At 69.5% G+C, this 12950-nt stretch carries 14 protein-coding genes and 2 tRNA genes; 6 read left to right on the top strand and 10 right to left on the bottom strand.

What is annotated here, in order from left to right:
• Positions 1-25: 25 nt before the first annotated feature.
• The 6 genes from ASD30_RS00815 to ASD30_RS00790 are packed head-to-tail and all read right to left on the bottom strand — an operon-like array spanning position 26 to position 4470.
• Positions 26-949: a hypothetical protein gene (locus tag ASD30_RS00815; RefSeq protein ID WP_056675534.1), complete on the bottom strand. Its 924-nt coding sequence runs from the start codon at positions 947-949 to the stop codon at positions 26-28.
• Complete coding sequence (locus ASD30_RS00810; RefSeq protein ID WP_056675531.1) at positions 946-1644, bottom strand: hypothetical protein; 699 nt, start codon at positions 1642-1644, stop codon at positions 946-948. Before ASD30_RS00810 ends, ASD30_RS00815 begins: the two co-directional genes overlap by 4 nt.
• Positions 1641-2891: a hypothetical protein gene (locus ASD30_RS00805; protein WP_156393475.1), complete on the bottom strand. Its 1251-nt coding sequence runs from the start codon at positions 2889-2891 to the stop codon at positions 1641-1643. The genes ASD30_RS00810 and ASD30_RS00805 overlap by 4 nt, the downstream gene beginning before the upstream one ends.
• A 52-nt stretch (positions 2892-2943) precedes the next feature.
• Entirely contained in the window at positions 2944-3207 is a 264-nt protein-coding gene (locus ASD30_RS00800; protein ID WP_056675525.1) for a hypothetical protein, read from the bottom strand.
• Positions 3207-4004 (bottom strand): DsbA family protein, encoded by a 798-nt coding sequence (locus ASD30_RS00795; RefSeq protein ID WP_056675520.1) that lies wholly within the window; start codon positions 4002-4004, stop codon positions 3207-3209. The genes ASD30_RS00800 and ASD30_RS00795 overlap by 1 nt, the downstream gene beginning before the upstream one ends.
• A gap of 13 nt (positions 4005-4017) precedes the next feature.
• Positions 4018-4470 (bottom strand): MauE/DoxX family redox-associated membrane protein, encoded by a 453-nt coding sequence (locus tag ASD30_RS00790; protein ID WP_056675517.1) that lies wholly within the window; start codon positions 4468-4470, stop codon positions 4018-4020.
• 75 nt (positions 4471-4545) lie between these two features.
• Here ASD30_RS00790 and orn point away from each other — a divergent pair, with 75 nt between their 5' ends.
• The 3 genes from orn to ASD30_RS00775 all read left to right on the top strand — a co-directional run bounded on the left by orn (position 4546) and on the right by ASD30_RS00775 (position 6287).
• Positions 4546-5181 carry an oligoribonuclease gene (orn, locus tag ASD30_RS00785; protein ID WP_056679032.1) on the top strand — a complete coding sequence of 212 codons (636 nt, stop codon included), beginning with the start codon at positions 4546-4548 and terminating at the stop codon, positions 5179-5181.
• Between the two features lie 49 nt (positions 5182-5230).
• A tRNA-His gene (locus ASD30_RS00780) sits at positions 5231-5306 on the top strand.
• Positions 5307-5402: 96 nt separating this feature from the next.
• On the top strand, positions 5403-6287 hold the full coding sequence (locus ASD30_RS00775; protein WP_056675514.1) for a bifunctional helix-turn-helix transcriptional regulator/GNAT family N-acetyltransferase: 885 nt from the start codon (positions 5403-5405) through the stop codon (positions 6285-6287).
• A 155-nt stretch (positions 6288-6442) separates the two neighbouring features.
• Here ASD30_RS00775 and ASD30_RS00770 read toward each other — a convergent pair whose 3' ends face one another.
• On the bottom strand, positions 6443-7390 hold the full coding sequence (locus ASD30_RS00770) for a pirin family protein (protein WP_056675511.1): 948 nt from the start codon (positions 7388-7390) through the stop codon (positions 6443-6445).
• A 138-nt stretch (positions 7391-7528) separates the two neighbouring features.
• Between ASD30_RS00770 and ASD30_RS00765 the strand changes: the two genes are divergently transcribed.
• Positions 7529-9094 (top strand): phytoene desaturase family protein, encoded by a 1566-nt coding sequence (locus ASD30_RS00765; RefSeq protein WP_056675508.1) that lies wholly within the window; start codon positions 7529-7531, stop codon positions 9092-9094.
• A gap of 56 nt (positions 9095-9150) precedes the next feature.
• Here the strand turns inward: ASD30_RS00765 and ASD30_RS00760 are convergent, their stop codons facing one another.
• Entirely contained in the window at positions 9151-10827 is a 1677-nt protein-coding gene (locus tag ASD30_RS00760) for an FAD-dependent oxidoreductase (RefSeq protein ID WP_056675505.1), read from the bottom strand.
• Positions 10828-10936: 109 nt separating this feature from the next.
• On the opposite strand from ASD30_RS00760, the gene ASD30_RS00755 reads away from it, so the two are divergent.
• Entirely contained in the window at positions 10937-11539 is a 603-nt protein-coding gene (locus tag ASD30_RS00755) for a DUF4357 domain-containing protein (protein ID WP_162250905.1), read from the top strand.
• Positions 11540-11687: 148 nt separating this feature from the next.
• On the opposite strand, the gene ASD30_RS00750 is transcribed toward ASD30_RS00755, so the two are convergent.
• Positions 11688-11763, bottom strand: a tRNA-Lys gene (locus ASD30_RS00750).
• Between the two features lie 217 nt (positions 11764-11980).
• Here ASD30_RS00750 and ASD30_RS00745 point away from each other — a divergent pair.
• Positions 11981-12655: a Pr6Pr family membrane protein gene (locus tag ASD30_RS00745; RefSeq protein ID WP_056675498.1), complete on the top strand. Its 675-nt coding sequence runs from the start codon at positions 11981-11983 to the stop codon at positions 12653-12655.
• On the opposite strand, the gene ASD30_RS00740 is transcribed toward ASD30_RS00745, so the two are convergent.
• On the bottom strand, positions 12646-12945 hold the full coding sequence (locus ASD30_RS00740) for a GroES family chaperonin (RefSeq protein WP_056679029.1): 300 nt from the start codon (positions 12943-12945) through the stop codon (positions 12646-12648). The two genes, ASD30_RS00745 and ASD30_RS00740, sit on opposite strands and share 10 nt — an antisense overlap.
• Positions 12946-12950: the final 5 nt, after the last annotated feature.

Below are 12950 nucleotides of genomic sequence, written 5' to 3'. Positions count from 1 at the left end.
GCGCGACCGGCCAAGCCCCAAGCCGTCAGCGTTGCGCCTTGGCCAGTCGGTCGCGGCCACGGGCACAGATCTCGATCACCTTGCGATCATCGGCAGCGCCGGTGCGGGCGTCGTACAACCGCGACGCCTTGTCGTAGTCGTCGAGGGCGAGGTTCCACAACGGCAGGGCGTCGTGCTGGTCCATGCTCTCCGCGTCGATCGCGGCACCGAACGCGGCGAGGTCGGCCTTCGCCCGGTCGGCCAGGGTCTTCTCGCGCGCCTCGCCGGCCGCCTCCTCGATGCCGCGCGCCCTGCGTCGGCGCTTCCACCAGCCCGCGACGGCCCGACCGCGGAAGCCCACGAAGAGCAGCACCAGCACGGCCACCACGGCGACGAAGACCCAGCGCAGCACCAGGACCTTCGTGCTGGCCGGCTCCTTCGAGCCACCGGTGTCCTGCGACGAGAGCTCGGGCTCCTCCCAGATCTTGGCCATCTCCTCGTCCATGCGCTGCGCGCCCGTGCGGGTGGTGGTCATCTCCACGAGTTCGACGAACTTCTCCTGGGGAGTGCCGTCGAGGTCCTTCTCGACGACGCTGAGCGCGTAGATCACGTCTTTGTCGAGCGACGAGTCGTAGGCGCCGTACTCGGGAATCGTGTCGGGCGTGAAGACCAGGGTCATGCCCACCCGCTCGTCGTCCTTCTTGAAGCGGGCCAGCTCAAGGTTCGATGCATGGAGGTCGGGCGACCCCTTGGCCGACTTCGGCAGGTCGTTGAGGATGAGCACCCGGGTGCGGATCTTCGCGTCGGCCACCAGCGCACGGATCTCGTCGACCTGGGCGCGGGTGAAGCCGGTGCCCGGCTCCACAGTCACGTCGGGCTCGGCCGGCGCGGCGTACGACGGCGCGGTCACTCCCCCACCGACCAGCCCCCAGCCGACCAGGGCCAGCAGCAGCACGATCACGGCCTTCATTCCTTGAAACCCTTCAGGTAGGAACGGTCACGGCGCGCAGACCAGCGGATGAGTTTCATCAAGTACCACAGGGGAACCGCGAAGGTGAGACCCATGAAGCTCCCGAGCATCACGGGACTGTTCGCCCATCCGGACTCGTCGTCGCTCCCCTTGACCTGCTCCTGAACGGAGTGATCGGTGTCCCGGATCATCGCCCGGACGCCGAGCTCGGACGTGTCGCCGGTCTGCGGATACAGGTAGATTGACTCGTCGTCGTGGCCGCGCACGTGGTGCTGCGCCACGACGCCAGTCTGGTCCAGCAGCAGGTAGATGCCGACGCGGTCGGTGGCGTCGGCGATCCGTGCCAGGAGCACCTCCTCGCCCTCGAGGCTGTAGCCGAACCTCGGCGAGGCGACGAGGAAGATCGGCGACGTGCTCCCGGCGATCTCGTCCCGGACACCACTGGTCTCCAGGCTGGACCACACCGTGTCGCGCAGCACCGGGTCGACGTACACCGACTTCTCGCGCAGGGCAGCCGCCGCTTCCTCCTCGTACGGTGTGTGCACCGTGACGTCCGCGACCGACTCATCTGCATACGGATCCTGGTAGACGTCCTGCGAGTTGAAAAGCACGATGATCCAGACCATCGACGCGATGAAGGACCCTACGACCAGGTACCACTTCAGCATGTGGATCTTGATGCTCCTGACACTCATCGCGCCTCCAGTGACGCGAGGAGCGCACGTTTGGCCCAGCGCTCGTCGAGCGCGCCGTAGCCGGTCGTGGTCCACACGTCCTCGGACTCGTAGTAGGCGCGGACGGTGCCGTCGTCTCCGGTGACCATCAACGACTGCGGAGCCTTCCCGTCGGTGACGCCACGGGCACACGGCTTGCAGCAGGGCAACGAGACCGAGCGTCGCTTCACCGAGGTGGTCGCCGGGTGCAGCGGGTGGAAGAAGCAGCGTGAGCTTCGCGCGCCTGCCAGGGCGGCATGGCCGTCCTCGACCAGGAGATGCACGCCGACCCGGTCGCGGTCTCGGGCGGAGTCGACGTACTTCGCGGCCGCGTCGAGACAGGCCTGCGCCTCGTCGTACGCCGGGTTGCCGGGTCGTACGTCGGAGCTCGAGATCGCCTCGGCGAGACGGGTGACCTGCTCCTCCAGGGCGAGCGGAGTCAGCGTGGCGATCAGGTCGTCCGGCGTGCGACGCGGCCCGGCGGCGACCCGGCTGGAGAGTGATCCGCGCGGCATCTGCCAGGTCTTCCAGACGAAGAGGCCGACCGTGCCGACCAGCACGCAGGCCGCCGAGACGAGCACCCACGGGGAGTTGAATTCGTCCTCGAAGTCCTCCGACGGCGGCTCGGGTGCGCGCGCGGTGTCGTCGAACAGGGATGTGTCGCCGGAGAGCTCGGCCACCAGCTCCTGCGGGCTCGCGCCGTCGGCGTCGGCCACTCGCAGGTAGACCCACGCCTCGGCGACCGCGGACAAGGAGGCGCCACGATCAGCGTCCGAACCGGCCGCCTCGATGCGGGTGACCACCGCGTCGGCACGGTTCTCCCACGCCCGGACGCTCTCCGCGGCCCGTCCGGGAAGATGGCTCACCGACCTCAGGGAGCCGTCCTCGGTGAGCAGCGCCACGCTGCGCGGCGGCAGGTCGAACAGCTCGAGCAGCTCGGCGTCGTTCTTCACCACCACGTCTTCCGGATCCGGCCAGGCACCCGGTATCTCCGACCACAGCGCCACACTGACCGGCACCGGCAGGTCGGCCTTGCGCACGCCGGCCTTGAGTCGTGTGCGCCAGAGGTCGGCGTCGCCCATGGCCGCCGCCGGCTCGAGGTAGACGCCGGTGGCCTTCAGGTCTGCCGGCATGGTGGTCGACCTGTCGTCGGCGTACGACGGCGCGACGGTCGCCAGCACCACCCACAGCGAGGCGAGGAGCGCGGCCAGGGCCCGGGGCAATGTCACGCGCGGATGCTAACCGCTGCAGGGCCCTGGCAAACCCGGCGGTGGTGCAGCGTCAGCGCAGCAGCAGGAGCCAGGCCCCCACGGCCGCCGGCACCAGTCCGACCAGCAACCACGGCGAGAGCATGCTGTGCTGGTTGATGGTCAGGACCCCGGCAAGGGTGACCAGGCCGACGACGGCGGCGATGACCAGCAGCCCCGGCTCGGCGCCAGGGCGTTCGGCGACTCCCGCGAGGAAGCAGAGCCCGGCGGCGAAGATGAAGCCCACCGTGGTGAGCAACGCCGACATGACCCATCGCTGGACCCGCTCGACCTTCATCAGCCGGCGTCGATCCCGGCCATCACGTTGGCGAGCAGCTCGTCGATGCTGTTCCCGGTGACCGGGTCGCCGTCGACGAACACGGTCGGGGTGCTGTTCACCCCACGCTTCGACGCGGCATCGCTGGCATTCACCGCCCACTGGCCGAACTCGCTGGTCTCCACGCCACGGCGGATCTGGCCCTCGTCGGCCCCGGCCTCGACGGCGAGGTCGATCAGGTCGTCGTCACTCGGGTAGGGGCCGCTCTCGGACGGCTGGTTCGCGAAGAGCAGGTCGTGGAACTTCAGCGCCACCTCGCCGCCCGACGCGTCGAGCACGACACCGAAGGCGTTGAGGGCACGGCCGGAGTAGTCGTTGATGAACGCCATCGGCCGGTAGATCAGGTAGGCGTCACCGTCGGCCGCGGCCTGCTGCAGCTGCTCGTGCGAGGCCTCCTCGAACTGCATGCAGAACGGGCACTGGAAGTCCTCGAACACCTCGACCTTCACCGGTGCGTCCGGGTCGCCGACACCGAGTCCGTAGGTGTCGGTGATCGCCGGAGCGCCCTTGGCCGGGGCGGTCGACGACGTTCCCGGCGACGGGCTGGTCGTCGTACTCGGGGTGCTTCCCGAGCTGGTCGAGTCGCCCGGGGTCTTGGCGTCGTCGCCGGTGGTGTCGCGGTTGGCCTGCACCGCCCAGCCGATGCCGACGATCAGCAGCAGCACCGCCGCGATGGCGCTGCCGATGAGGACGTTTCGCCTTCCGTTGCTCCCGGAGCCGGAGGAAGACGAGGTGTTCGTGTTGTACGGCGAAGGCATGCGAACCATTCTCTCAGGGGTTGAACAGGAGGTTGTCGACGGCGAGGCGGGTGCGGGCGCGCCACACCAGGAGCGCCGAGGCCAGGAGGAGCCCGACGTCGCGGGCGATCTCCCACGGGTAGTCGTCGGTGGCGTTGGAGGAGTAGCCACCACCGCCGAAGCAGCCGCACTCGATCTGGAGCCCGCGGCTCCACGCCGAGGCGATGCCGAAGATGAACGCCGCGAACAGCAGCACCGAGAGCAGCGCCATCGGCCGCGTGAGCAGGCCGATGACCAGGCACACCCCGACGACGACCTCGACCAGCGGCAGCACGTGTCCCACGGTCGGCACCACGGACTCGGGCAACAGGTCGTAGGCCCGCACGGCGCGCACACTGGCCGCCGGGTCGGGCAGCTTCAGGGCGCCGGCGACGATCCACACGCCCCCGACGACGAGGCGCGCGAGCAGACCGACCCATCCCAGCATGCGACAGACAGTAGGCCGGGCACCTGAGACGAGACTGAATCGGCCTCTGGCGCTGTGGCCGCTAGTGTCGTGCGGGTGAACGAACGACTTGTATGGATCGACTGCGAGATGACCGGGCTCGACCTGGGCGCCGATGCGTTGATCGAAGTGGCCGCCCTGGTGACCGACTTCGACCTCAACGTGCTCGGTGACGGCATCGACCTCATCATCAAGCCCACCGACGCTGCGCTCGCGCAGATGAACGAGTTCGTGCGTGACATGCACACGAAGTCCGGGCTCCTCGAGGAACTCAAGGACGGCATCACGATGGCCGAGGCCGAGCAGCAGGTGCTGGCCTATATCAAGAAGCACTGCCCCGACGGCTCACGGCCCCCATTGGCCGGCAACACGGTCGCCACCGACCGCGCCTTCCTGGCCCGCGACATGGTCGAGCTCGAGGCCTTCCTGCACTACCGCATCGTCGACGTCTCCTCGATCAAGGAGCTGTCGCGCCGCTGGTTCCCGAAGGCGTACTTCTCCTCGCCGCCCAAGCGCGGGAACCACCGCGCCCTGGCCGACATCCAGGAGAGCATCGAGGAGCTGCGCTACTACCGCGAGGCCGTCTTCGTGCCGGCTCCGGGCCCGGACAGCACGGCCGCCAAGGAGATCGCCAACCGCCACGGTGGCTCGCTCACCGGGTTGGGCGACCCCGATTCGCAAACCACCCCCTGACTACGGCTACACTTCTCTCCGGTCGCGCCGCTCCGGCGTCGCGCCCATGGTGGGTATAGCTCAGCTGGTAGAGCGCCGCCTTGTGGTGGCGGATGTCGCGGGTTCAAGTCCCGTTACTCACCCCAAGAGATCGAGCCCCTGACTGCGTGCAACGCGGTCAGGGGCTCGGTTCATTTCGGCGTCGATTGACCCGCCTTGATTTGTCTGACTAAAGTCAGAGAATGCTCTCCGCCGTCGAAACGCTCCGTCATTTCAACCGCGCCTGGTCGCAGCGCGTCGGCGTGCTCGACGAGTCGTTCCTCGGCTCCGGCCGGCCGCTCGGCCCCTCGCGTCTCCTCTTCGAGATCGGCAGTACGCCGGGCGGCGCGGTCGTCCGCGACCTTCGTGACCGACTGGGTCTCGACAGCGGTCACCTCAGCCGCCTGCTCCGCCGTCTCGAGTCCGAGGGCCTGGTCGCGATGGAGCCCGATCCCCACGATGCCCGGCGTCGCGTCGCCACGCTGACTCCAGACGGACGCGCCACGTGGTCCGAGCTGGAGGACCGCTCCGACGAGCTCGCCCGGCAGATCGTCGAGCCGCTGACCGAGCGCCAGGGCACCCGGCTGGCCGAGGCACTGGCCACGGCCGAGCTGCTGGTCCGCGCCGCGACCGTCGACATCTCCCCCGTCGACCCCGCCTCGCCCGAGGGCCAGTCGGCGATGGCCTCCTACTTCGCGGAGATCGACCGGCGCCTCGAGTCGGGCTTCGATGCCGGTGATGCCTCTGCCTCCGATGCGGCGACGCTTCGTGCGCCGTACGGCGTGTTCCTGCTGGCCCGCAGCGAAGGACGTACGGCGGCGTGCGGTGGCGTCCGCGACCTCGGGGACGGCATCGCCGAGATCAAGCGCATGTGGGTCAGCGAGGACTGGCGCGGCGCCGGCCTCGGCGGCCGGATGCTCCGCGAGCTCGAGGCCAGCGCGCGCGACCTCGGCCACACCACGGTGCGCCTCGACACGAACGGGACCCTGGTCGAGGCGATCGCGATGTATGACCGGGCCGGCTACTCACGCATCGAGCGCTACAACGACAACCCCTACGCCCAGGCCTGGTTCGAGAAACGCCTCTGACGGGTGACGAATCGGGACCACGGCCGCATGCTTGAAGAGCTCACGCCAAGCACGGGCAGGTCAGCACGCCGAGAGTTGCAGTTTGCACCTCTCGGAGCGGCCCACACGTACAAACTGCAACTCTCGCGGCCTGCTTCTGGAGAACCAGAACCCACTCAGGGCTGCGGGTGGCCGAACCGACCCTTCTGGAAGTCCTCGTAGGCCTGCATCACCTCGGCCTTGGTGTTCATCACGAACGGGCCGGCCCAGGCCAGCGCCTCACCGATGGGGCGGCCTCCGACGATGATCACGTCGAGCGCCGGCGTACGACTCTCCTGTCGCTCGGCACCGGTGACGGTGACGTAGTCCCCCGCCCCGAGCACGGCCGCCTGCCCCATCTGCACCGGATGCGCGTCGATGCCGACGGAACCGTGGCCACCGAGCACGTAGGCCAACGCGTTGAACTCCACCGGCCAGGGCAGGTCGAGCCGGGCACCGGGCTCGATCGTGGCGTGGACCAGCGTCATCGGGGTGTACGTCGCCCCGGGTCCACCCTGCCCGTCGACCTCGCCTGCGATGATGCGCACCAGGGCGCCGGCGTCCTGCGAGGTGGCCAGCGCGACAGTGCTGGCGCGCAGGTCCTGGTACTTCGGGGGCGTCATCTTGGCGTCCTTGGGCAGGTTCACCCAGAGCTGGATGCCGTGGAACAGGCCGCCTTTGACGACCAGCCACTCGGGGGGCGCCTCGATGTGCAGGATGCCACCGCCGGCCGTCATCCACTGGGTGTCACCGTTGGTGATCGTGCCGCCGCCACCGTGACTGTCCTGGTGGTCGAACTGGCCGTCGATGATGTAGGTGACGGTCTCGAAGCCGCGGTGCGGGTGCCACGACGTCCCCTTCGGCTCCCCCGGCGCGTAGTCGACCTCGCCCATCTGGTCCATCATGATGAACGGGTCGAGCTGGCGCATGTCGATGCCCGCGAATGCGCGACGTACGGGGAATCCCTCACCCTCGTAGCCCTGCGGCGCGGTGGACACGGAGGTCACCGGACGCGGCTGGTCGCCCAGGCCGGGGCCCTTGATGCGGTGCAGGACGGTGAGGTCGTCGACGGTGACGGCAGGCATGTCTCCACGGTAGTCCGACTTTGCAGGCAGGTCACCGCCCTGACGTACCTCACCGTGGTTTCGACCCGCCGGTCCGTCTTCCTCAACCCGCCGCGCCACGCCGCGTGCTCCTGCGTCGTACGCGGCTAGTCTCGGCGCATGACTTCAGCCAGCAGCAGGTCGTCGTACGACGTGGTCATCGTCGGTGGCGGCCACAACGGACTCACCGCCGCGGCGTACCTGGCCCGCGCCGGCCTGTCGACGCTCGTGCTCGAGAGGCTGCCGGCCACCGGGGGTGCCGCCGTCTCCAAGGTCGCGTTCAGCGGTCACGACACCCGACTGTCGCGCTACTCCTACCTGGTCTCGCTGATGCCGCAGGAGCTGGTCAGCGACCTGGGCCTCTCCCTCGACCTGCGCTCGCGCACCACCGCGTCGTACACGCCCTGGCTGCGCGACGGTCGCGCCGGCGGACTGCTCGCCGAGCGGCCCGAGGGCGAGGCCACCCGCAAGTCGTTCAAGAAGCTGACCGGCTCGCACGACGAGTACGACGCGTGGTGCAGGTTCTACGCCGACATCGGCACGCTGGCCGCCGCGATCTCACCCACGTTGCTCCAGCCGTTGCAGAAGGAGTCCGCACTGGCGGCGGGCGTGGACGCCGACCTGTGGCGCGAGTTCACCAAGGAGCCGCTCGGCGCCTCGGTCGAGCGACGCTTCACCGACGACACCGTGCGCGGCGTGGTGGCGACCGACGGGCTGATCGGCACGTTCGCCGACCTGCACGACCCGTCGCTGATCCAGAACCGCTGCTTCCTCTACCACCTGATCGGCAACGGAGACGGCGAGTGGCGGGTGCCCGTGGGCGGCATGGGCGCGGTCACCGACGCCCTCTTGAAGGCGGCCGTCGACGCGGGCGCCGAGGTGCTCACCGGCGCCGGTGTCAGCTCGATCAGGAGCGACGGCACCACCGGCGAGGTCACCTGGCACGACGGCAAGGCGCACCACACGGTGACGGCCGGCCACGTCCTCGCCAACGTCGCGCCGTGGGTGCTGCGCATCCTGCTCGGTGAGGAGCCGGAGCCGGAGACCAAGCCGGTCGGCGCCCAGCTGAAGATCAACTTCCTGCTCGACCGACTGCCTGAGCTCAGGTCGGGCATGGACCCGACGGTCGCGTTCGCCGGCACACTGCACCTGTCCGAGGACTACTCACAGCTGCAGAGGTCGTACGCCGAAGCCGCCGCCGGGCAGGTGCCGAGCCAGATGCCCGGCGAGGTCTACTGCCACTCGCTGACCGACCCGTCGATCCTGGGTTCGTTCGAGGGCCACACGCTGACCTACTTCGGGCTGCACACCCCGGCCACGCTCTTCGAGGACCCGCGCAACAAGGACCTCGCCGTCTCACGCGCGTTGGCGTCGCTCAACGAGCACCTGGTCACTCCGATCGAGGAGTGCGTGGCCCTCGACGCCGACGGCAGGCCGTGCATCGAGGCCAAGGTGCCGCAGGACATCGAGGCCGATCTCGCCATGCCCGGCGGGCACATCTTCCACGGCGACCTCGAATGGCCGTGGGCCTCCAACCGGGCGATGCTCGAGACGCCGGCCCAGCAGTGGGGCGTCGCGACCGACATCGAGAACCTGCTGCTCTGCGGCTCGGGTGCACGTCGGGGTGGTGCGGTCTCCGGGCTCGGCGGGCACAACGCCGCACAGGCCGTTCTGGCAGCGCGCTGAACGCTCGGCGTACGACAACAATCCACGGCTCGCGCGTCAAGAACCCACGGTTCGCGTCAATCGGGGGTGGGGTCCTCGGCGAGCCAGGCGTGGACAAGGGGGACGACGGACGCGCCCTCACCGCTGGCGGAGGCGACCCGCTTCATCGACCCGTCGCGGATGTCGCCCACCGCGAAGACTCCCGGCACGTTCGTGGCCAGCCCGGGCGGAGGCATGCCGTCGACCCACGTGTCGCGTGAGGTGTTGCGGCCGGTGAGCACGTAGCCGTCGTCGCTGCGGGTGATCACGTCGGGCACCCACTCGCAGTGCGGCTCCGCGCCCAGCAGCAGGAACAACCCGGCTGCTTCACGACGCTCGACCTCGCCCGTGGTGATGCGGTGGATGCCGAGCCACTCCAGGCGACCGTCGCCACCGCCGTCGACGACCTCGGAGGCGGCCTCGACCTGGATCCGCGGGTTGAAGTCGATCTCGCGGATCAGGTAGTCCGACATCGTCTCGGCCAGCCCGGCACGTCGCACCAGGATCGTCACGGACCGCGCGAAGCGGGCCAGGTGCACAGCGGCCTGTCCGGCCGAGTTGCCGCCGCCGACGACGAACACGTCGCGCCCGGTCATCTCGCGCGCGGCGGTCATCGCGGCACCGTAGAAGACACCGGAGCCGGTCAGCGCCTCGAGGGGCTCGACCCGCAGCTTGCGGTAGCTGACGCCGGTGGCGATCACGACCGCCCGGGCGCGCAGCGTGCCGCCGTCGGTGTGGATGACGTGCGGCTCACCCGCGGCGCCCACGTCGAGGCCGGTCACCGGCCACCCGGTGAAGAAACGGGTGCCGAAGCGGATCGCCTGGCTGCGCGCCCTCTGCGCCAGCCGCATGCCGGAGATGCCCCGCGGGAAGCCGAGGTAGTTGCGGATCATCGAGCTGGTGCCGGCCTGTCCGCCGATCGCCTCGGCCTCGATGACGACCGTGGTCAGGCCCTCCGATGCGCCGTACACCGCGGTCGCGAGGCCGGCCGGTCCGGCGCCGACCACGGCCAGGTCGACCACGGTGTCGACGTCGATGTCGGCCGGCTGCCCGTAGATCGTGATCGCCAGGTCGTGCACCGACCGGACCGTCACGGGCGCCCGGTCGAAGGCGTCGACCAGCGGGTACGCCGGCTCGCCGTCGAGCCCCGCGACGACCGCAGCGCCGACCTCGTCCTCAGGAGAGAAGGTGCGATTGGGCAGGCCCATGCGGTCGAGGAAGTCGCGCAGGGACAGCACCAGCGAGTCGACGTACGGCGTCACGATGCGCACGACCGCGACCTCGGGAGCAGCGACCGTCGAGCCCCAGTCGGAGAGCAGCTCGGTGACCGCGGTGTGGAACTCCTCGTCGCGGACCCCGCGCGGCATCAGGAGATACGCGTCGTACTTGCCGGCGGCGAGTCCTCCGCGCAGGGCGTCGGCGTCGAGGCGGAACCGCTCCCAGTGCGCGGCCACCAGCCGGCGTGCGGTGGGTACGACGGCGCGCCACCGCCCGAACGCGGCCATCACGCTGGCGTCGGGGAGCACCGACTCGCTGACGAACATCGCCACCTGTCCCCCGGCGGCGCAGACCTGCTCCGCGACCTTCTCGGCCTCGGCGGCGGTCGTGGCCTGTCGCAGGTCGTAGTCGCGGGCGTAGCGGCCGAACTCATCGACCAGGAAGTCACAGCGGGTCTCGGAGACGAGCAGGATCACCGGGCGGGCAGCGTCGTTCACGGGGTGAGCCTAGCGCCACTGTTGTCTTTTGTCTTTTTGTCTGTCACACTGTTCTGGCAAGACAAGATCTTGCACCTCCACCAGTCAGATGCGAGAAAGGTAGATGCAGATGACTCCCACGATCCGAATTGACCACGAGGTCTACGCATTGCTCCAGGAACAGGCCAAGCCGTTCGTGGACACCCCCAACGCCGTACTCCGCCGCCTTCTCGAGCTGCCCGAGGCACCCGAGCCCGAGCGTGGCCCCCGCCGTGGCGGCCACCCACGCGGACACGGCCGACACGACGGTGAGCGCGGCCCGCGCCGCAACCGTCTCTCCCTGCTCGTCGAGTCCGGCGCCCTCACTCCGGGCGACCGCCTGGTGTGGTCGCGCCCCCGCTCCGGCGAGGAGTTCCACGCCACGATCACCGACGACGGTCAGATCAGGCTCGACGACGACACCCTGCACGACTCCCCCTCGGGCGCCGGCAAGGCGCTCAACGGGTACGACGCCAACGGCTGGACCAACTGGCGCATCGAACGCACCGGCGACAGCCTGCGCGATGCCTGGATGGCCCTGCGCGAGGAGCGGCCACAGGGTCGCGGTCGCGCGCGGGGCGAGGGCCGGTCGCGCGGCGAAGGGCGGTCGCGGGGCGAAGGTCGCGGCCGGCGTGCCGGGACCGGGCGCGGCGGCGACGAGTCAGGCGAGCCCACCGACACCACCGACGACTGACGCCGGGCGACCACGATCGTGCACGTGCATGGTCGTGACACCGACAGCCGTCAAAAAGCGACCCGGATCGTGCACGTGCACGATCCGGGTCGCTCGACGTGCGACAAGAACGCAGAAGGCCGGATCCCGAGGGATCCGGCCTTCTGGCTGGTACGGCATCAGGGACTCGAACCCCGAACCCGCTGATTAAGAGTCAGCTGCTCTGCCAATTGAGCTAATGCCGCTTGCGCGAGAGAAACTTTAGCAGCCGGTGACCCCACAGAAAAATCGAGACGAGCCCGGTTCGGTGTGGGCTCCGGCACCCTCGTCGCCCGAGCCGCCGAGAGTCGCGATTCGTACCAACCCAGCGCGTCGAGTGGTACGAATCGCGACTCTCGCTGAGGGCGCGACGCGTGCCGGTAACTCGTGCGCGCGCCAGTCGCAGGCCCTAGGCTCAGGCTCATGGCAGCCACCTCGGATCGCTCCGCCAGCGCCTGGCACCTGCTGACCGCGGTCGTGACGACCGCGGCGCTCGTGCTCCAGCTCGTGCTGATCGTGCAGGGCAACGCGGTGCTCGACGAGACCGAGCAACCGGACCTCGGGACCCGCCTGATCCGGTTCGTCAGCTACCTGACGATCTGGAGCAACGCACTGGTCGCGTGGTCCTCGGCCACCCTCGTGAGGGACCCGTTCCGTGACGGCGGGCCCGCCTGGAGAGCGCTGCGACTGAATGCGGTCGTGCTCTGCCTCGGCGGCGGCATCGTGCACTTCTTCCTGCTCCGCCCGATCCTCGACCTCCACGGCGCCGACTGGCTGGCCGACAAGCTGCTGCACGTCGTGGTGCCCCTCCTGGCCACCATCGGCTGGCTGGCGTTCGGACCACGCGGCCGCATCGGGCGCCTCGTGCCGTTCCTGGTGCTGCCGGTGTTCTGGCTGGTCTACACGCTGGTGCGCGGACCGTTCGCGAACTGGTACCCCTATCCGTTCATCGACGTCGACGAGCACGGGTACGCCGTCGTACTGGCCAACTGCGCGGGTGTCACCGTGCTGATGCTGGCCCTCTTCGCGGGTGCTCTGTGGCTGGACCGGCGGCTACCGGTCAGGGCCGCCCAGGAGCGGGAGCCGGCTCAGAGGTAGAGGCCGGTCGACTCGTCGGCCAGCCGGTCGGCGGCGACGGCGTGGACGTCGCGCTCACGCATCACGACGTACACCTCGCCGTTGACCTCGACCTCGGCCTTCTCCTCCGGGTCGAAGAGCACCCGGTCGCCGATCTCGACGGCACGGGCGTGCGGGCCGACTCCGACGACCTTCGACCACGCCAGTCGACGACCGCCCATCGCCGCGGTGGCGGGGATGACGATGCCGCCGGAGGAACGTCGTTCGCCGGCGTCCTTGTCGAGTTCGACCAGGATGCGGTCGTGCAGCATCTTGA

The sequence above is a fragment of the Nocardioides sp. Root140 genome, from assembly GCF_001426745.1.
In the GTDB taxonomy this organism is placed as follows: Bacteria; Actinomycetota; Actinomycetes; order Propionibacteriales; family Nocardioidaceae; genus Nocardioides.
Note: the sequence above shows the minus strand (reverse complement) of the source record. Positions and strands in the feature narration are given on the sequence as shown.

Bases quoted from the DNA above. Each gene is read 5' to 3' on its own strand.
- ASD30_RS00815 (WP_056675534.1), bottom strand. From the start codon at position 949: ATGAAGGCCGTGATCGTGCTGCTGCTGGCCCTGGTCGGCTGGGGGCTG.
- ASD30_RS00810 (WP_056675531.1), bottom strand. From the start codon at position 1,644: ATGAGTGTCAGGAGCATCAAGATCCACATGCTGAAGTGGTACCTGGTC.
- ASD30_RS00800 (WP_056675525.1), bottom strand. From the start codon at position 3,207: ATGAAGGTCGAGCGGGTCCAGCGATGGGTCATGTCGGCGTTGCTCACC.
- ASD30_RS00795 (WP_056675520.1), bottom strand. From the start codon at position 4,004: ATGCCTTCGCCGTACAACACGAACACCTCGTCTTCCTCCGGCTCCGGG.
- ASD30_RS00790 (WP_056675517.1), bottom strand. From the start codon at position 4,470: ATGCTGGGATGGGTCGGTCTGCTCGCGCGCCTCGTCGTCGGGGGCGTG.
- ASD30_RS00775 (WP_056675514.1), top strand. From the start codon at position 5,403: ATGCTCTCCGCCGTCGAAACGCTCCGTCATTTCAACCGCGCCTGGTCG.
- ASD30_RS00770 (WP_056675511.1), bottom strand. From the start codon at position 7,390: ATGCCTGCCGTCACCGTCGACGACCTCACCGTCCTGCACCGCATCAAG.
- ASD30_RS00765 (WP_056675508.1), top strand. From the start codon at position 7,529: ATGACTTCAGCCAGCAGCAGGTCGTCGTACGACGTGGTCATCGTCGGT.
- ASD30_RS00755 (WP_162250905.1), top strand. From the start codon at position 10,937: ATGACTCCCACGATCCGAATTGACCACGAGGTCTACGCATTGCTCCAG.
- ASD30_RS00745 (WP_056675498.1), top strand. From the start codon at position 11,981: ATGGCAGCCACCTCGGATCGCTCCGCCAGCGCCTGGCACCTGCTGACC.
- ASD30_RS00740 (WP_056679029.1), bottom strand. From the start codon at position 12,945: ATGCTGCACGACCGCATCCTGGTCGAACTCGACAAGGACGCCGGCGAA.